The following is a 17,557-nucleotide window of genomic DNA, read 5'->3' as shown; positions in this document are numbered from 1 at the left end:
TGGAAACACACTTTTTTCAAATATTTATTGTCATGGGTCATTCCTCATTGAAGCTAAATTCATGACTGATTCGCTTTTTTTATGGGATTCGAATAATTGCAGATTGAAACAAGATCTTTCACTACTATTGCCATTTCTTCTGGCGATTTCTGTGTACTGTCGTTCAGCCACCTGAGAAGGATGTGCATAAACCCACCAGTGCTAGATGTTAAAGCGTACTGAATATTTTCTTTAGGAAAAGGCATCTTTTCACCCTTTACCTCATCAAAAGCGGGCAGGGGTAACTTTACATTTGGTTTTTATCCATATGTTTATATGCATCCGTTTTAAGCACTATGTACCAGGAGTCATCACATCAATTATTTTACCACTGCCTAGTGTCTGGTCCTTATATACCGCTGAGAAGATATTGCATTATGGCATGAATACAATCATGTTAGCCTCCTTGTTGGGAATTATTCTAACTCTAATTCTGATACCGGCGCTTCACAAAATTATGGGTTCCTGGTCTAAATATTTGTACAAATATTCAGAAATACAGGAAAAAGAATAAATAAAGAATGAAAAAGGAACGGGATCTGTTTTCAGAATCTGTTCCTTTTTACGTTAAAAAAAACAGTTAACTCTGTCAAAAGTGCTTAGCAATAAAACACAATTGTGACTTAATCACTAGAAAAGTTATAACATTAAACGTTAATTTTTTACAAATTAATAAATACCTTATATATATTTCATATTAAATGCGGTAGTATTAAATAATTACGCACTTTTATTATTAGTAAATAAGGTTCAAAATTTCAGTTCTTCTTTCATTTAAGATAACATCTTATTATGTTGTATGTTACTCAATCCCTATTATCAAATATAAATTTATATAACATATCTATTAAGTTGTTTATGTATTCATTTCTTTGTTTAGTATCTTTTATTGCAACGATAGCATTTGCATTACTTTGAACAGTATTTAATATTATTTGACATTTTATATTCCAATTAATGTTTTTCTCTCCATGATATAAACTTTTAATAAAATCTTGAAGAAGTAAAATCATTTTATCATTGTTATAATTATAAATGTTGTATACTTCACAGGACTCTTTTTTTAATGATTCTAAATCATCATATAGATGTCTGTTTTTACAAGATGCTTTTATACCATTACGAATATAGTTTATAAACAAAGGTTTGTAATCTACATTTTCTATAGATAAGTTACTTATTAAATTCTCTAGATAGTTATATGAATATGAACAAGTGGTTTTATAAATTTCTATAAATATATCCGTTTTGTTATCAAAATAATTATAAAATACACCTGTTGAAACTCCAGCATGTTTTGCTATTTCTTTTGATGTTGTATTATAAAAACCCTTAATCATAAATAGATCATCGGCTGATATAACGAGCTTTTCCTTGTTTTCTATAGTTCGTACTTGAATTTTACGTATGTTCTTCACTAATATTTACCTCCATACTTTTACATTATCATTGTAAAATTTCTTTTGAAAAAAGTCAATAAAACAACTTTAATATTATAAAAATTATATTATAATTTTTATAATATTAAATGAACTTTTTTTCATGTTTTATATAAAAGTTAACTAAAATATTTTATTTAATAATTAAATAAAGGTCATTATTTCATGAATTATATATATTCTCTTAAAAAAATTCAATTCATAATAACCTACCGATTCACTGTAGCATGTTAAATACGTACTTGAAGGAGGCATTTAACATTTGAAGTTTACTATTCTTTTTTTTTATATAAGCATTCAGGATTTACAAATAGACTTAAAATAAGGGCTGGAACTAATCCTAAAATAGAAATTCTGAAGGTATCAGTAAACGCTTTTGATGTATTCTCTCGTGTATATTTTGTATCTCTACTTATTATATTACTTAATATATAAGCTTCTTCTTTAGGCGTACTTGTATTTTTTATCACAAAATTTATTCTTTCTGGTAATTTGTTATAGTTACCCTTATCCATATTCTCTAATTGAGCAATAATTTTATTTTTTACATTTGAGTTTAATCTAGATTCAACCTTTATTGAATTAATCATTTCATTTTTAGATGAGTTGAAATAATAATTTTCATTGCTTATTAATATAGCTGATAATATTGAGATACATAGTAAATTCCCTATATTAGCGATCATTCTATTAACTCCAGAAGCTTGACCATTTTTTTCTTTAGGGATGTCTGCTAAAGCAGATGCAACTAATTGACCACCGACTATACCGTTTCCTAATCCTCCTATGAATAAGTATAATCTTAATGTATTTATACTAACATTGGGGTTGATTGTTGATATTAAGTATAATGATGCCATACATATTATTACAGCTATAAAAGATAGAGTTGAAAATTTTAATTTAGTAGATAAAATTCCAGCTATAATAGATGAGACTAAAAAACCTATGGACATAAAGGCTATTATATTTCCAGATTGTGAAGTAGTATAATTCAATATACCTTTTAAATAAAAATTTATTAAGCTTCCACATACAGCATAAACAACACCAACAAAAGCCAAAGTAACTGATGCTACTGTAAAACTTCTTATTTTGAAAAGGGAGAGATCAAATAGAGCATTCTTATTTCTTTTTTCAATAATTAATAAAATTATTGTTGATATTATTGTAACACCAAATAATGTTAATATTTTTATAGAATCGAATCCATAATTATTCCCTTCTAACAGCCCATAAATCAGACAGAATAAGGATATTGAAAGAAATAATATTCCACCCAGATCTATTTTCTTATTGTTTAACAATATTTCATCTTTAGATACAAACATTGTAACCAATATATAAGAAATTATTGCTAAAGGTATATTAATATAAAAAATATACCTCCAATTAATCTTTTCTGTTATAAAACCTCCAAGAGACGGACCAATAGCCATTGCAAGTGCCATTGATGATCCCCATGCTCCAGCTATCATTCCACTTTTTTCTTTTGGAAACATACCTAGAGCTATCGGTATAGCTATAGTCATTAATCCTGCAGAAGCTATACCTTGAACAGCTCTAGCAATGATAAGTATTAATAAAGATGGTGAAATACCACATAAGACAGATGATATAGTGAATACAGATAAAGATATTAGAAATAACGTTTTCCTACCAAACATATCTCCTAATTTTGCTAAAGTAACAAGAGAGCTTGCATTAAATAATAAGAATATTGTACTTATCCACATTACGCCCTGAAATTCTACATCAAAGCTTTGTTGTATTGCTGGTAGAGATACATTTACAACTGTAGAATCTAATGAGCCTATAAACCCAGACATAACTAGACCAATTAGAGCCAGTAATTTTTTTTTGCTATCCTTCATATAAAATATCCTCCTAATTAATATATTTAAGCTTATATATTTTAATAAAAATGAAACAAAGTTCATTTTTTAAACGATAATTAAATTATATAATTAAGATATATAGAAGTCAATTAAAAGTGAAATAAAGTTCATTTTTATTAATTATATATTAAATGTATAAGGCCTTTTGAGAAAAGCTATGCATTAAAAAAAAGCCATATAGGCAAAAGGCTACCATAAAAACTATACAGTAAAAATGTTGTCTGAATACGAATGTCAAAATAAAAATAAAAATAAATAATAGTTAGTAGCATTAATATATGTCGTCACAAGTAAACCCATATCTGATGATATGGGTTTACTTGATTAAGTGTGTATTGAGTTACTTTCACTTTGAGGCTATTACTCATTTTAAAAAAATTGTAAATATACTCAATTTATGGTTGTTGTGATATGATTAAATATATATTATATGTCGTACTCGTAAAGGAGAGTGTCGGCAACACGATACGTTAGGCGTCATACTAATTAAAGGAAAGGGTGAAAAAGATGAAAAAATTAACCAAACTAAATAGCGATAACATTGCAGAAGAACACATTTGCTGCGCTATATCGGATAAGAAATGTAAAGAAAGTTATGAACTAAAAAAAGATTGGCTAAAAAAAGAATTTGATAATGGTTATGTTTTCCGAAGAATTGATGCAAGAGCAAAAGTTTTTATTGAATATGGACCTGCTGAAATGAGCTGGGTTCCTATAGATGCTCCAAATTATCTAATGGTCAACTGTTTTTGGGTTTCCGGACAATATAAAGGTCAGGGTTATGGAAAAGAATTGTTGAAAACCGCTATTGAAGATGCAAGAAGTCAAGGAAAAAGTGGATTAGTTACTGTTGTTGGGACAAAGAAATTCCATTTTATGAGTGATACAAAATGGCTTTTGAAACAAGGATTCGTAGATTGTCAGAGAATATTATCCGGTTTCAGCCTTTTAGTGATGAAAATTGACCCCGATGCTGAAACACCTAAGTTTAAAAAATCTGTACTCAGTGGTGAATGTTTTGACAAAAAAGGAATAGTTGTATATTTTTCAAATAGGTGCCCATTTGCAGAATTTCACGCAAAGACTTCTTTGATTGAAACCGCTACTAAAAGGAATTTGCCCTACAAGATTATTAAACTTGAAACAATGGAACAGTCACAATTAGCACCAAGTCCTGCAACTATTTTTAGTTTATTCTTTAATGGTAAGTTTATTACAACAGATATAAGTGTCTGCATGGACAGCCACTTTGACAAAATATTAGAAAAAGAATTGAAATGAAGTACGAACGCCTAACAACGCACTCAAGTAGAAGATAGCCAATGCACATTCCTTCGCCAATCGCGTCGCGCTAGGGCTTAGGAACGTCTTGAGTTCAAAACGTTATTTGAAATAAAATGTTAGCAAAAATAATGTTCTGAATTAATTTTTTAATGATGGGTGTTTTTGTGTGTCATAGGTACATCTTATTTATTTCTGACATATGTCAAATGGATAGTACATGTTTTGAAATATAAATATAGGAAACTAGTTTGGGAATGGCTACATTTCAGAGAATATCGAATTAGTGATTTGCCTATTCCCCCTTTTCGGGGGGGTGGGCAAAATAACCACTATCTATTACTTTGGGGGGAAGTCTAAAAGTTTGTGAATTAGGAATAACAAGTACACTTATAAACAGATTACTTATATAACAGGGGGTAAAAATTCAATGAAAAAATCCAAGATTTACTTATGTGTCCCGTATGCAAATGTGACTTGTCTGAAAAATTGGAATGTAAGAAGTGCGGAAATAAATTCTCTTATGAGCACGGAGTTTTTGATGTTGTTTCTCCAAAATTGTCAAGTAATCAGGAGATATTGTGGGAGATAACGGATGATATGATTGAAAACGATATTGAAGCCACAAAACAGAAAGATAATGATAATGCCTGTATTAAAGATTACAATGTACATAAAAACAAAGAAACACTTGAGGCAGAAAAAATGCTGAGTGAGCACATGGACAGCTTGATTGAAGGCTTTTCAGGCATAGTTTGTGATCTTTCTACGGGAATGTATATGTTAATCTAAAACTACCCCACAATTCTAATTGAAATATCCCCCACCTTACAGTAAACTTTCTTATGAGAGGCATCATAAGAGGGGGAAATGGAGATGATTAAATTGAGTGAAAAACAACACATCATAATATCGGCACATCTAAACGGAAAGTCTCAAAGGTCCATAGCTAGAGAGACCGGAATTGATAGAAAAACCATTAGTAAATATGTTAAAGAATACGAAGTGGCAAGACAAGAAATTTTGAATTTTAATGGAGGAATTGATGATATAAGAGAACTTCAGGACAGTATTGTTGAGAAACCTAAATACAATTGCATAAATAGAAAAAAGAAAAAATTAACCGATGAAATTATAAATAAGATAAAGGGGTATATTGAAGAAAACCAGCAAAAACGGCATGCCGGGAGGCATAAGCAGCAAAAAAAGAAAATTGATATATATGAAGCGTTAAAAGAAGACGATTACGATATAAGTTATCCAACTGTGAGTAACTATATAAATAAATTACTTGAGAATGGAGCCGAGGCATTTATAAAATCAGAATATGAGCTTGGGGATATTTGTGAATTTGATTGGGGGGAAGTAAAGTTAACTATTAATGCTGTGGATAGAACATTTCAAATGGCTGTATTTACATCTGCAAAAGGGAATTATAGATATGCACAGTTATTTGCTAAACAAAATTCAGAGTGTTTTCAAGAAGCTCATGCTTTGTTTTTTGAACATATAGGACAAGTATATAGAACAATCGTTTATGATAACATGAGAGTTGCAGTTAAAAAATTTGTAGGACCTACTGAGAAAGAACCTACGGATGCATTGCTTAAAATGTCCATGTATTATGGCTTTGATTTTAGGTTTTGCAATACTCGAGCTGGAAATGAAAAAGGTCATGTCGAGCGAAGTGTAGAGGTAGTACGACGTAAGTCTTTTAGTAAAAATGATAGTTTTAAATCATTAGAAGAAGCTAATAAATATCTGATGGAAACATGCGATAAATTGAATAGCCAACCACATAAAATAAAAAATATGAAGACTGCAAAAGAAATTCTTAATGAGGAAAGACAACATATGGGGCCTTATATTGCAAAACTTGACACTGCTAGGATAGAAGAACCTAGAGTGGATAAATATTCGACATTCTCAGTGAATACCTGTCGGTATTCTGTACCTGATATATATGTTGGAAAAAGAATATTCATAAAAGTATATTCCAATGACATTGTTTGCTTTAGTGAGGGTAAAAAAATAGCTTCCCATGAAAGGAAGTTAGGATTTTATGAATGGTCTATTAAGCTTGAACATTATCTTAATACCTTTAAAAGAAAGCCAGGATCATTAGCTTCAAGCACTGCAATGCTACAAGCAGACCCTAGGATTCAAAACATCTATGATACCTATTATAACAAAAAAGAGAAAGATTTTATAGAATTACTTTTATTTATAGGTAAAAGTAATATCTCTAAGGTCCTAAATGCAATAAATTTATTAAATAAAATAAATCCTACGGATATAACAACCGAAAAAATAAAGTCTATTTGTAATAGAGATTATACTAATTTTATCGAAAATAATGTTATCCAACTAAATTCAACTGTTGAATTTAAACCTAACGGTTTACTAGATGTGTATAAATCTTTAATACCAATATCAACGGAAGATTTTAATAATGAGGTGGCTATAATATGATAAATAAGAAGAAATTATATAAAGATATTGAAGAATTAGCAATAGATCTTAAACTTGCAGGTATAAAAAACAACTTTGAGGTGGGTGCGAAAGATGCTTGCATTAATGACATAAGCTATGAAGAATTTCTTTACAAATTATTGGAAAAAGAATCTGTTTTAAGAAGTGAAAGTAGTAAACAAAATAGAATTAGAATAGCAAAGTTTCCTTATAAAAAATATATCGAAGATCTTGTAGTTGAAGATTTACCAGTTGATGCTAAAAAGAAATTAAAGACGTTAAGTTCACTTGAATTTATTAGTACAGGACAAAATGTAATTTTAGCTGGAAATCCTGGGACAGGCAAGACCCACATGAGTATTGGCCTTGGAATAAAAGCTTGTTTAGCTGGCTATAAAGTTCTTTTTATTACGGTATCATCGCTTATCACCCAATTAAAAGAAAGTCGTTCTCAGAAAGTATTAAGAGCATTTGAAAATAAATTTGATAAATATGATTTAATTATTGCTGATGAATTGGGATATATTTCTTATGATAAAGAAGGTTCAGAACTTTTATTTAGTCACTTATCATTAAGAGCAGGTAGAAAATCAACTATAGTAACCACAAATTTATCCTTTGAAAGGTGGAATGAGATATTTAAAGACCCTATTATGACCGCTGCAATGATCGATAGACTTACGCATAAGGCATATATAGTAAATATGAATGGTAACTCCTACAGATTAAAGGAAACTAAAGAATGGCTCGCAAAACAATAATAAAATTTCCCTTCACTATATAATTAATTTGGAGGGAATATTATTTTTTTTTACAATTTTTGGTGGAGGAGTTTTGGGTTAGAATATGGGGGAGTTTTCACTTGACAAATACAGGGAATGGGCTGCATGCTTCAAAAAATGCTCAACGCAAATAATAAAAATTTCTCTATTGTTTGTACTGATATAGATAAACGCATATTAATGTGGACTAGAAAATTAAAGCAAACAGATGATCATAGAGTATTCTATATAGCAAGCGACGGCAAATATATGTCAATAAAGGATAAAAGCTTTGATTATATTGCCTCATTAGCCGCATTTGGAAATATTCCCGAGAATGATAAGGTTGCAAAAGAATTATATCGAATACTTAAACCTAATGGCAAAATTGTCATTCAAGGCAATTATATTGAAAAAGACAGTAAAAGCTTTGAGCTTGCCCAAAGCAAAAGCCTTGAAAGAGGCTTGGTTGAAGAATATTTGGTTAATGATTTAAAAAATGCAGGCTTTGAAAATATTATATCAACAGTTGTAGCAGAAGTTGTATGGGCAGAAAATCCATATGATTTACTTCCTGTGGCAGGCGACACTCAGCGTTATTGCATAATTCAAGCTCAACGCACAAAATGAGCATACCACGAAGTTGATAAATTCGAATTTATCTAAGCTATTAAATAGAATTTAATAATAACAATTTTCTTATAGTACGTCATAACAGCCACAAAATAGTAGTTTCATTTTTGCTTTACAGTTCATTTAAAAGGCAAAATGCTGTCTTGTGGCTGTTTTTTGCACGAATCGTCGCCGTACCCCATAGCCATCAAGCTAAGAAAATTCTATAAAAATAAAGACCTCCATTTGTAAAAATGTTATTATTTGAATGATAATAAAAACACATTGATGGGGGTATTTTACAAATGATAGAAGAAAAGGTAAAATTAATACGTGGGAATTCGTTTGCTTATGCTGTTTTATGGATGCAGAGGTTGCGAATAATACACTTGTTACCTTATGTACAAAGCTTAGTGCAAAAATAGGAATAGTTATTTCTAATCAAGCATTAGATCAACGTTTAAATGAAAGATGTGTGGAATTTTTAAAGAAGATTTTTGAGAACCTATTGCGCCAAACAATAACAGGTTTTGGGCGTAGAACCCCTTAATGTAATCAGCTTTTAAAAGCAGTTGGTTACATTTAGGACATCTTACTTCTTCAATTTTGATCACTTCATTTTGTATAAAAAAATAACGCCTAGTTTCCTAAGTGTCATGATATTTACAAGTATACTTCTGTAGTATCTTCCATGTGTTGAGTATTTATCTTACTTTTAAGCTCTTTTATAAAACTGGGCCAATTACTAAAACCAACCATCTTAAAACTTAACACTTTTACATCTCTACTTTGAGATTTATAGTTTATTACCATGTAATATTTAGTTTCCGTAGTATGTTTATCGCCTATTCCACTCATACCACCTACAATAGCGCCTAGCGGCCCTAATAATACTCCACCTACTGCAGCTCTACCGACAGTACTTTTATTTTTTTGGATTATATTACTTTTTGAAATACGTTGTACTCCTGTTATTTGTTCTAACATTAGGTGTATAGGTGGGTTTTTAAATACTCTTGCGTTAATTGTTAAACATTGTTTGTCATTATCTATAGTTAAACTTACCAAAGTTTCTTTGCTATATCCGTCTATTCCATCCACTAAAGATAAAGTTATACTTCTGTTTTTATTTTTCTTACTAAATATACCTATTGCAATCACTCCTCGTGTGTTTTATATCATAATTATACAGTACAAGGGTGCATACTACAATAATTTGGATAAATCCCCACCATTAATCAGCCATAGTTAGTTAAATTTCATTTAAGTTGAAAGGTGCAAGTACCTTTCAACTTCTTTTTCTCTGTACGTTTAGATATTTCACCAAGTCCATATGTGACACTTAGAGAAATACCCATTCAAGATAACATTCGTTATGTTGTATGCTTTTTATCGCTTAGAACTGTAAAATTCTCGTATGAAATATATGTTATATATAGTATAATTAAGCATATAAGTTAATTCGTATTTGTAATCAAGGACGAAGTAAAGATTATTTATATAATAAGCATACAAATTGGAATTTAAACTGCAGATTATTTATATTTTCTGAACATCAAGGAGGTGTTGATTGTGCAGATGTTTTCTTTAGATAAAGACGGATTTTGCGGAACATTTTATAAAGGCAATAAATATTTGGAAAAATCCATAATTTTCATGAGTGGTGCAGGGGTCGGATCAAAACGGGCGCAAGCATCGGCTTCATTTTTAGTTGAACAAGGATACTCTGTTCTTGTCCTTGGTTTTTATAAATGGAGCGGACTCCCAAAAGAAATGCATGGCATTCCGGTGGAATATGTACATAAAGCGATAAAGTGGTCGCTTTCGTACCAAGAACAAAAAATTAAAAAAATAGCCATTATCGGAACATCCACTAGTGCAGGATATGCTTTGTTATGCGCATCGCTTTTTCCGGAAATTAGTTGCGTTATTGCAATTTCGCCGTTTGACCATGTAATGGAGGGGGCAGACAAGAAATTCAGAAGAACACATAAGTCGACCTATACATACGGTGGAAAAGACATTGCTTTTACTTCCAGTACGCTTTTGGATAAGGGCCTTTTTACTTTATTGCATCAAGCCCATAAAAATAAAAAGTACACTCTGCGGCGAGCTATGCGTTATATTTATGACATAAATCCGCCAATACCTTCCTCACGTATAAAGGTTGAGAATATAAAAGCCGATATATTGATGCTTGCTGCGCAAAATGATGATTGTTGGCCAGCTGATGAAGCCGTTCCAAGAATGGAAACCGTGCTATTAAAATCAAATTATCCATATAGAGTAAAAAGCATTGTTTACGAAAAGGCAAGTCATCTACTTGGAAATATACCTATAGTAAATCCATTAAAAAAACTATTTATTAGAAGGGCTATTGAAGCTGAGCAAAAATATCCGAAAGAGTGTGCAAACGCCAGAAAGGACAGTGTACAGCAGATTTTGTCATTTTTATGTGAATGGTAAATCAATGAACAAAATGTGAATTCTACAAAATTCCAATTTGTAGAGTTGAGATAAGAGATAACATAAGTTTAGATTCAGTTATGTCGTCTCTTTCTTATACTATGTACTAAATATTATTAAAATGGTATAGAGTTTAGAGCATGGATAAATTGTTAAAAAGTGCATAAATGGAGTGCATATTCTCAATTAGACACCTTTTATGCAGTGAAATAGTTGCTTAGTGCATATGGAAAAAGAATGAATGAAGCTCTAGGCTATATATAGGTACATAACAAATGTCGTTAAATTAATTATTTCACGACATTGTGTTTTTTTGATACCATAATATAAACTATTCTTTTTACCCCAATATTAACGAACCCTATTTTGCTTTTCTTATATATAATTTAATGTAATTCTATACATAGTGTTAAATTGACATAATAGTAAAATAATGCTATATTAGCAATGTAAGGTTAACCTTACAAAGGTGGTACTAATGAAAAATAAAATAAAACAATTTCGTGAATCTTTTGGATTAACGCAACAACAATTAGGAGAACTTGTGGGTGTATCAAGACAAGCAATTAATTCTATTGAAACAGCAAAATTTGAGCCGTCTATATGGTTAGCCTATGATATTTGTAAAACATTTCGCAGTTCCATAGAGGATGTTTTTCTTTTTGAAGAAAGTGAAAGAAAATCTAGAGCACAGCAAAGTAGAGGGGTAGTTTAAATGGCATTAAGACAAATTAGATTTTTTGATGATGAAATATTGAGAAAAAAAAGCAGATTAGTTGAAGTAATAGACGATAAAATACGGCTTATTCTAAATGATATGGCAGATACTATGTATAATTCAAAAGGTGGAGGGTTGGCGTCTCCACAGGTAGGCATACTAAAGAGATTAATTGTAGTAGATATGGGTCAAGGACTTATAAAATTAGTTAATCCAAAGATAATTAAGTCGGAAGGTATTCAAGAAGTTGTAGAAGGATGTTTAAGCATTCCAAATAGATTAGGGAAGTTAAAAAGACCTGCAAAGGTAACGGTACAAGCGTTGAATGAGAATGGAGAGGAAATTATAGTGACTGGCACAGGAGATTTAGCAAAATGTTTTTGCCATGAAATAGACCATTTAGAAGGTATTCTTTTTACTGATCTAATTACTGAATATATAAAGTAATGCAAATCAATAAACGAACTTATAACACAAATGACGTGAAAGTTATCTTTCACGATATTTGTATTTTTCCTTATTATATTAAGAGTTATTAAGTAATCTATCAATAACATTATCTTTACCAATAACCCATACAATATAATTTAATTATGTTGTATGGGTTATTGGTAGTTTTAAAAAATGATATTCCATATATATTTTTATTTCACCTTAATAATACGTTCCAGTGTTAAAAAAGTGTATGATGTTGTTTTATCATCATTGATGTACCCAGTTTCTTCTTCTCTACTATTCCACTCTAAATAGTTTAGTTTAGGGAAAAAAATATCAGCATTATATTTCTTATGTACTTTTGTTAAATGTATCTTATTACAATAAGGCAATAATAACTTGTAAATCTTTCCGCCACCTATAACAAAGTATTCTTTACTGTCTTCCATAAATGCAAATAGCTCTTCCTTAGAATTTAAAATAGTAACTCTTTCATCATTTATAACAAAATCTTTATTTTGTGTAATAACAATATGATGTCTACCAGGAAGGATACCAGGAAGTGTCTCAAAATTCTTTCTTCCCATTATAATAGTATTTCCACCTGTGATTTGCTTGAATCTTTTTAAGTCTTTTGAAAAATGCCAAAGTAAATTGTTATTTTTACCTATAGCAAAATCCTCTCCAATTGCAACAATACATGTAAGCATTATACCGCCACACTCCCCATATTTATTTTCCCAAGGTGTTTATAATCTATAAGTTTAATATCTTCTGGTGTAAAGTTATAGAAGTTTTTAATATCTGGAATTCTTCTTCTAAATCAAATTGCATAATTTGATGAGGTAGTTTGTAAGTTGCAACTCCAGTACGGTTTTAGTCATGATATCCTCTTTTCAAAATCTTCTCACCCATTTTAAGATATTGTCTATCCATTTCATTTAACATAATTCATCTTTAGTGAGAGGGTATTCAACAATTACCCAAACCCACTAAATATTCACTTCCTTACTATATCCCGTGTACAAAGCACTAATAGTTAGCTGCCCATATTATACAAATACAACATAGCATTCTATAAATGTGTTTTAAATATTATATCATGAATAGCCGCATATGAGTTTACCACAAGGGATATTTTGTATAACTCATACACTGAATTGCATAAAAAGCCACATAAAGAATAAAGTACAAATGACGTGAAAGTCTGTTTTCACGACATTTGTTGTGTTTTCCTTGACTGTTAAATTACACTTTAAGGGGGAATGGTCTAAGATTTTTTTATTGGATTATAGTTAGCACTCTTTGTAAAATTCCCGCTAAATAATAGTAATATATCGTACATAATGGTATTATTTACTTGTGAATTAATCCGTAATTGTATAAAACAACGAAAGAAATAAGGATTATTTTAGGAGTGGTTCTATGAAAAAATGTATTGTAATAATGGGATAGTCAAAAAATTAGCATAATTCATTAGCATAATACAAAGGAGAGAGGTAAACATGACTATTCCAAATACAAATAAAGTATATCCAAGAAGTAACGATTACCAAACAATATATCTTAAAAATATAATTACAAGAGATAATATAAAAGTTGGAGATTATACAATATATAATGATTATTATAATGATCCAAGGGATTTTGAAAAAAATAATGTATTATATCAGTATCCTGTAAACAATGATAAATTAATAATTGGGAAATTTTGTTCAATTGCATGTAAAGCGAAGTTTCTCATGACAAGTGGAAATCACACAATGAAATCACTATCTACTTATACATTTCCAATATTTTATGAGGAATGGGGCTTAGACGTCGGCCATATAACAAATGCTTGGGATAATAAGGGGGATATTGTAATTGGAAATGATGTGTGGATAGGTTATGACGCTATAATTATGGCAGGTGTGAAAATTGGAGATGGTGCAATTATTGGAACTAGGGCAGTAGTTACCAAGGATGTTCCGCCATATACTATTGTTGGAGGAGTACCCTCTAAAGTTATAAAGAAAAGGTATGATGATGACATAATTTCTAAATTGCTTAAAATTAAGTGGTGGAATTGGACATATGAAAAAATCCAAGCAAATATTAAATATATTCAATCAGGAAACATTGATAAGTTAAAGTGATAGTTTAAAAATATCAACTCATGTAAAAGTGAACAACTCAAGTAACCCCATATCATTAGATGTGGGGTTTAGTGTATTAAGGATGTACTAGTAATAATATTTATTGCGATTGCAACGATGTTAATCTCTTAAATGACGTGAAAGTGATCTTTCACGACTTTTATGTTTTTGAATTCCTAATAATATACTATTTAATTTATCATATAATTAACAAAACCAATTTTAATTTATATATATAATTAGGTAAAAATAGTATAATTAGCTAAACATCTATGTCATAATCGTAGATTATTGCGTCTTAGATAATAAAATAATAATTAATCATATGGGAGGTACAATGGGAAAAGTGAGAGGTAGCTGGAGTCAAAAACAATGGAGTAAAAAACAAACAGATGAAAAAGTGCTGTCTGTACTTAGCAATATTTGTTCTATAAGCATAATAATATTTGTATGTACGCAGATTTTAGGTGTTTGGAAAATTGAAACAGGTGTATTTGTTCCATTGTTGGGTGTGTCAATGTTAATTCAAGCCATTCAGTATTGGAAGAAAAATAAAGAGGTTGCTAAAAGTCATTTATTGGCTGCGATACTTGCTTTAGTGTTTTCAATTTTTGAATTTATAATAAAATAAACTCAAATTTGTAAAATGGATTGGATTAGCGAAAGTAACACAATAGTAATTGTGTTACTTTCACTTTGGCTGGATACCATGCATATCAAAATGGATCTTCATTAGAATTACTTATGGATATATTTAACCATTCTTCAAAAGCACAGACTTTAAGATACATTAAGACTTATAATTAATGTATTATTACTGTATCATTACAAATATGAATTAAATTTAATTATTAGGGGGTAATTTCATGAACATTGTGTACAGACAAACTGAACTTTACAAATTCTTAAAACATTGCCAGGATATTTCCTTAGAAAAAACGGTGTTAGATTGTGGAGCAGGAGGAAACTGCCCACCCCTAGGACTTTTTCATGAATTTGGATATGAGACCTATGGAATAGAACTAGATGATACCCAAGTCCAAAAATCCAAAGAATTTGAACTACTTCACGAAATGATACTAAATATCGCCAAAGGTGATATGAGACACCTACCCTTCGAAGATAATTCAATTTCCTTTGTATATTCCTATAATTCAATCTTTCATATGAAAAAACAAGATATAGCCCTTGCAGTCAATGAAATTAAAAGAGTACTTAAACCTAATGGCTTATGCTTCATTAATTTTCTTTCACTGAATAACTTTGGATTTGAAAAGGGTGAAAAAGCTGGTGAAAATGAATTCCTTGAAGATGAAGATGGTGAAAAAGTCCTTCATTCATATTTTGATATAAATGAAGGTGACCAATATTTTAGTGATATGAATATACTATTGAAAGAGAATAGAACCTTGGAAAGAATATATGAAGGCAAAATGATAACTCAGGGATATATTGATTATATAGTAAAAAAATAAAAAAGTTTATATCCCATTAAAAACAAAAATATTGTTTAGGATATTTAGAAATCTTATGAGTAGCTATTCGGATGGTCATCAAGATAAAGAATATTGCAGAGAAAAGGGTTGGTTATAAGGAAAAAGACATTGGTAAGATTAGGATCAAAATCTTGTTTGCAGATAAGTCTCATTATTCTTATATTGTTCATCAACTTTAAAAGGCATTGCTGCTTTTTTTCTATATAATCTACTAATATACCTTTTTGGCGGGATAGGCAAAAACACCCTAATACTTTTAAAAGTTTTGGAAGTGCAGTCAATAATAAAGGACTGAAATTAACAGTTCCATCAGTAGGCAGTACATTTAAAATAGGTGATGCGACTGTTACTATATTAGCACCTAATGGAACAGGATATGAAGATCCAAATGATTACTCTATAGTTGCAAAAGTCACTTTCGGAAATACGTCCTTTTTATTAACCGGAGATGCAGAAGCTGAATCAGAAAGTCAAATGTTATCAAAAGGGTTAGATTTATCGGCAACAGTACTTAAAATAGGTCACCATGGAAGTAAATCTTCTACAGGACAAAGTTTTTTAGATAAGGTAAATCCTAAATATGGTGTTGTAAGTGTGGGCAAAGGAAATAGCTATGGACATCCTACACAATCAACTATGAACAGATTAAAAGCTAAAAATATACCAGTTTATAGAACTGATGAAGACGGCACGGTGGTTGCTACTTCTAACGGTACCAATGTAAGTTTTAATGTGTAACCAGGTAGTTATAATGGGGCCACTTCTACAAGTAGTTCATCATCTAGTAATACATCAACCAGCAAGGCAGTATCAACTCCTAATCCAACAGTTACAACAAGTCAAAATCAAAATACAACTGTGTATACTACTAAAACTGGAAGTAAGTATCATGTAGATGGATGTTCCTCCTTAAGTAAAAGTAAAATTTCAATAAGCTTAAGTGATGCAAAATCAAAAGGATTAACTCCATGCAGTAAATGTAATCCACCACAATAAGAGGAGGATATAATTTATGAAAATAATTATTGATAGATTTGAGGGGCTTTATGCAGTATGTGAAAAAGAAGATAGAACTATGATAGATATTAAAAGGATTACATTACCTTCTCAAGCTAAAGAAGGCGATGTACTAATTATCAATAATAATACGATTACTATTGATATAAATGAAACTGAAAAAAGACGTAAAGAAATCCAAAAATTAACTGAAGATTTATGGGAATAAAGAATGATTTTAATTTGGGGTTCTACGCCTAAAACCCCGAAATTTTTGAGTAAATTGCCCATCTGTACCAATCATCAGAATCTATTTTGCTTAATTCTTTTTTCACCCAGTTAACAGTTTTGTTTATATCATTATGACTGGTCCAAAACATATATTTTGCTACCTCAGGATCACTTTCCCAACACTCAAATACTTCCTGTGCATCTTCCATACAAAATGGCCGTAATATTAATCTATCCGTTTCTAATGTGGGTGTTTTCATACCTATATACCCCTTTCACTATGTTATATATGAATAATCTATAATTCGCAATTTCCTACAGTTGCGACTTAATCACTAGAAATATAATACCATTAAATACTATTTTTACAAACCAATACAGCCTATCTGTATACATTTCATAATTTAAATAGAAACTATAGTTTGATGTTAAAACGAATTGCTCTCCGTAAAGGTGTACCTTTTTAAACAGTATATAGAGCGTTCAATATATTTAGCTTTTGCATTTTTGAACGTTCATATTAAACAATTGATATTTTCAAACATATCCTGTATTATTTTAATAAATATTGTCTT

General features: G+C 30.2%; 22 protein-coding genes and 1 pseudogene. 16 read left to right on the top strand and 7 right to left on the bottom strand.

Annotated elements, in window-relative coordinates:
• Positions 1 to 59: 59 nt before the first annotated feature.
• Positions 60 to 245, bottom strand: coding sequence for a TetR-like C-terminal domain-containing protein (locus tag ACWJKE_RS06720; protein WP_220286659.1), 186 nt, complete (start codon positions 243 to 245; stop codon positions 60 to 62).
• A 62-nt stretch (positions 246 to 307) separates the two neighbouring features.
• On the opposite strand from ACWJKE_RS06720, the gene ACWJKE_RS06715 reads away from it, so the two are divergent.
• Complete coding sequence (locus ACWJKE_RS06715; protein WP_369811898.1) at positions 308 to 553, top strand: hypothetical protein; 246 nt, start codon at positions 308 to 310, stop codon at positions 551 to 553.
• Positions 554 to 845: 292 nt separating this feature from the next.
• Here ACWJKE_RS06715 and ACWJKE_RS06710 read toward each other — a convergent pair whose 3' ends face one another.
• Positions 846 to 1,457, bottom strand: a complete 612-nt coding sequence (locus ACWJKE_RS06710; protein WP_220286661.1) for a TetR/AcrR family transcriptional regulator — start codon at positions 1,455 to 1,457, stop codon at positions 846 to 848.
• A 293-nt stretch (positions 1,458 to 1,750) separates the two neighbouring features.
• A complete protein-coding gene (locus tag ACWJKE_RS06705; RefSeq protein WP_220286662.1) occupies positions 1,751 to 3,352 on the bottom strand; it encodes a DHA2 family efflux MFS transporter permease subunit in 1,602 nt (533 codons plus the stop codon).
• Between the two features lie 531 nt (positions 3,353 to 3,883).
• On the opposite strand from ACWJKE_RS06705, the gene ACWJKE_RS06700 reads away from it, so the two are divergent.
• The 6 genes from ACWJKE_RS06700 to ACWJKE_RS06675 all read left to right on the top strand — a co-directional run bounded on the left by ACWJKE_RS06700 (position 3,884) and on the right by ACWJKE_RS06675 (position 9,052).
• Positions 3,884 to 4,657, top strand: a complete 774-nt coding sequence (locus tag ACWJKE_RS06700; protein ID WP_462959288.1) for a GNAT family N-acetyltransferase — start codon at positions 3,884 to 3,886, stop codon at positions 4,655 to 4,657.
• 477 nt (positions 4,658 to 5,134) lie between these two features.
• Complete coding sequence (locus ACWJKE_RS06695) at positions 5,135 to 5,449, top strand: hypothetical protein (protein WP_462959287.1); 315 nt, start codon at positions 5,135 to 5,137, stop codon at positions 5,447 to 5,449.
• A gap of 84 nt (positions 5,450 to 5,533) precedes the next feature.
• A complete protein-coding gene (gene istA / locus ACWJKE_RS06690) occupies positions 5,534 to 7,129 on the top strand; it encodes an IS21 family transposase (protein WP_462959286.1) in 1,596 nt (531 codons plus the stop codon).
• Positions 7,126 to 7,890 carry an IS21-like element helper ATPase IstB gene (gene istB / locus ACWJKE_RS06685; RefSeq protein ID WP_258876041.1) on the top strand — a complete coding sequence of 255 codons (765 nt, stop codon included), beginning with the start codon at positions 7,126 to 7,128 and terminating at the stop codon, positions 7,888 to 7,890. Before istA ends, istB begins: the two co-directional genes overlap by 4 nt.
• 126 nt (positions 7,891 to 8,016) lie before the next feature.
• Positions 8,017 to 8,520, top strand: a complete 504-nt coding sequence (locus ACWJKE_RS06680; protein WP_462959285.1) for a methyltransferase domain-containing protein — start codon at positions 8,017 to 8,019, stop codon at positions 8,518 to 8,520.
• Positions 8,521 to 8,863: 343 nt separating this feature from the next.
• Positions 8,864 to 9,052 (top strand): hypothetical protein, encoded by a 189-nt coding sequence (locus ACWJKE_RS06675; protein ID WP_220286665.1) that lies wholly within the window; start codon positions 8,864 to 8,866, stop codon positions 9,050 to 9,052.
• 113 nt (positions 9,053 to 9,165) lie between these two features.
• On the opposite strand, the gene ACWJKE_RS06670 is transcribed toward ACWJKE_RS06675, so the two are convergent.
• Positions 9,166 to 9,663: a hypothetical protein gene (locus ACWJKE_RS06670; protein WP_258280716.1), complete on the bottom strand. Its 498-nt coding sequence runs from the start codon at positions 9,661 to 9,663 to the stop codon at positions 9,166 to 9,168.
• 417 nt (positions 9,664 to 10,080) lie between these two features.
• On the opposite strand from ACWJKE_RS06670, the gene ACWJKE_RS06665 reads away from it, so the two are divergent.
• From ACWJKE_RS06665 to def, 3 genes are all read left to right on the top strand, one after another.
• The gene (locus tag ACWJKE_RS06665; protein WP_258280764.1) at positions 10,081 to 10,968 is read left to right on the top strand and encodes an acyl-CoA thioester hydrolase/BAAT C-terminal domain-containing protein; all 888 of its coding nucleotides are present in this window, start codon (positions 10,081 to 10,083) and stop codon (positions 10,966 to 10,968) included.
• A 478-nt stretch (positions 10,969 to 11,446) separates the two neighbouring features.
• Positions 11,447 to 11,683 (top strand): helix-turn-helix transcriptional regulator, encoded by a 237-nt coding sequence (locus ACWJKE_RS06660; RefSeq protein WP_220286667.1) that lies wholly within the window; start codon positions 11,447 to 11,449, stop codon positions 11,681 to 11,683.
• Complete coding sequence (def, locus tag ACWJKE_RS06655) at positions 11,684 to 12,133, top strand: peptide deformylase (protein ID WP_220286668.1); 450 nt, start codon at positions 11,684 to 11,686, stop codon at positions 12,131 to 12,133.
• A gap of 197 nt (positions 12,134 to 12,330) precedes the next feature.
• Here the strand turns inward: def and ACWJKE_RS06650 are convergent, their stop codons facing one another.
• Positions 12,331 to 12,831 carry a dihydrofolate reductase gene (locus tag ACWJKE_RS06650; RefSeq protein ID WP_220286669.1) on the bottom strand — a complete coding sequence of 167 codons (501 nt, stop codon included), beginning with the start codon at positions 12,829 to 12,831 and terminating at the stop codon, positions 12,331 to 12,333.
• A gap of 82 nt (positions 12,832 to 12,913) precedes the next feature.
• Positions 12,914 to 13,057 (bottom strand): annotated as a pseudogene (locus ACWJKE_RS06645) (thymidylate synthase); the annotation flags it as partial.
• Between the two features lie 569 nt (positions 13,058 to 13,626).
• Here ACWJKE_RS06645 and ACWJKE_RS06640 point away from each other — a divergent pair.
• The 6 genes from ACWJKE_RS06640 (at position 13,627) to ACWJKE_RS06615 (ending at position 16,980) form a co-directional block, all read left to right on the top strand.
• Entirely contained in the window at positions 13,627 to 14,259 is a 633-nt protein-coding gene (locus ACWJKE_RS06640; RefSeq protein WP_462959284.1) for a CatB-related O-acetyltransferase, read from the top strand.
• A gap of 337 nt (positions 14,260 to 14,596) precedes the next feature.
• A complete protein-coding gene (locus tag ACWJKE_RS06635; protein ID WP_220287052.1) occupies positions 14,597 to 14,890 on the top strand; it encodes a hypothetical protein in 294 nt (97 codons plus the stop codon).
• Between the two features lie 235 nt (positions 14,891 to 15,125).
• Positions 15,126 to 15,734 carry a class I SAM-dependent methyltransferase gene (locus tag ACWJKE_RS06630; RefSeq protein WP_220287053.1) on the top strand — a complete coding sequence of 203 codons (609 nt, stop codon included), beginning with the start codon at positions 15,126 to 15,128 and terminating at the stop codon, positions 15,732 to 15,734.
• A 237-nt stretch (positions 15,735 to 15,971) separates the two neighbouring features.
• Positions 15,972 to 16,493: a ComEC/Rec2 family competence protein gene (locus ACWJKE_RS06625; protein WP_369811897.1), complete on the top strand. Its 522-nt coding sequence runs from the start codon at positions 15,972 to 15,974 to the stop codon at positions 16,491 to 16,493.
• A 120-nt stretch (positions 16,494 to 16,613) separates the two neighbouring features.
• Positions 16,614 to 16,751: a hypothetical protein gene (locus ACWJKE_RS06620; RefSeq protein ID WP_220287055.1), complete on the top strand. Its 138-nt coding sequence runs from the start codon at positions 16,614 to 16,616 to the stop codon at positions 16,749 to 16,751.
• A 16-nt stretch (positions 16,752 to 16,767) separates the two neighbouring features.
• Positions 16,768 to 16,980, top strand: coding sequence for a DUF3006 domain-containing protein (locus ACWJKE_RS06615; protein WP_220287056.1), 213 nt, complete (start codon positions 16,768 to 16,770; stop codon positions 16,978 to 16,980).
• A 28-nt stretch (positions 16,981 to 17,008) separates the two neighbouring features.
• Here ACWJKE_RS06615 and ACWJKE_RS06610 read toward each other — a convergent pair whose 3' ends face one another.
• Positions 17,009 to 17,242 carry a GNAT family N-acetyltransferase gene (locus tag ACWJKE_RS06610; protein ID WP_220287057.1) on the bottom strand — a complete coding sequence of 78 codons (234 nt, stop codon included), beginning with the start codon at positions 17,240 to 17,242 and terminating at the stop codon, positions 17,009 to 17,011.
• Positions 17,243 to 17,557: the final 315 nt, after the last annotated feature.

The organism is Clostridium sp. CM036 (assembly GCF_055081135.1).
The sequence above is the reverse complement of the archived record's forward strand: the minus strand, read 5'-3'. Positions and strand labels throughout refer to the sequence as shown.

Coding starts and splice junctions, on each gene's coding strand:
- ACWJKE_RS06635 (WP_220287052.1), top strand. CDS start 14,597: ATGGGAAAAGTGAGAGGTAGCTGGAGTCAAAAACAATGGAGTAAAAAA.
- ACWJKE_RS06705 (WP_220286662.1), bottom strand. CDS start 3,352: ATGAAGGATAGCAAAAAAAAATTACTGGCTCTAATTGGTCTAGTTATG.
- def (WP_220286668.1), top strand. CDS start 11,684: ATGGCATTAAGACAAATTAGATTTTTTGATGATGAAATATTGAGAAAA.
- ACWJKE_RS06675 (WP_220286665.1), top strand. CDS start 8,864: ATGGATGCAGAGGTTGCGAATAATACACTTGTTACCTTATGTACAAAG.
- ACWJKE_RS06630 (WP_220287053.1), top strand. CDS start 15,126: ATGAACATTGTGTACAGACAAACTGAACTTTACAAATTCTTAAAACAT.
- ACWJKE_RS06720 (WP_220286659.1), bottom strand. CDS start 245: ATGCCTTTTCCTAAAGAAAATATTCAGTACGCTTTAACATCTAGCACT.
- ACWJKE_RS06610 (WP_220287057.1), bottom strand. CDS start 17,242: ATGAAAACACCCACATTAGAAACGGATAGATTAATATTACGGCCATTT.
- ACWJKE_RS06665 (WP_258280764.1), top strand. CDS start 10,081: ATGTTTTCTTTAGATAAAGACGGATTTTGCGGAACATTTTATAAAGGC.
- istA (WP_462959286.1), top strand. CDS start 5,534: ATGATTAAATTGAGTGAAAAACAACACATCATAATATCGGCACATCTA.
- ACWJKE_RS06640 (WP_462959284.1), top strand. CDS start 13,627: ATGACTATTCCAAATACAAATAAAGTATATCCAAGAAGTAACGATTAC.
- ACWJKE_RS06680 (WP_462959285.1), top strand. CDS start 8,017: ATGCTTCAAAAAATGCTCAACGCAAATAATAAAAATTTCTCTATTGTT.
- ACWJKE_RS06615 (WP_220287056.1), top strand. CDS start 16,768: ATGAAAATAATTATTGATAGATTTGAGGGGCTTTATGCAGTATGTGAA.
- istB (WP_258876041.1), top strand. CDS start 7,126: ATGATAAATAAGAAGAAATTATATAAAGATATTGAAGAATTAGCAATA.
- ACWJKE_RS06650 (WP_220286669.1), bottom strand. CDS start 12,831: ATGCTTACATGTATTGTTGCAATTGGAGAGGATTTTGCTATAGGTAAA.
- ACWJKE_RS06700 (WP_462959288.1), top strand. CDS start 3,884: ATGAAAAAATTAACCAAACTAAATAGCGATAACATTGCAGAAGAACAC.
- ACWJKE_RS06660 (WP_220286667.1), top strand. CDS start 11,447: ATGAAAAATAAAATAAAACAATTTCGTGAATCTTTTGGATTAACGCAA.
- ACWJKE_RS06715 (WP_369811898.1), top strand. CDS start 308: ATGTTTATATGCATCCGTTTTAAGCACTATGTACCAGGAGTCATCACA.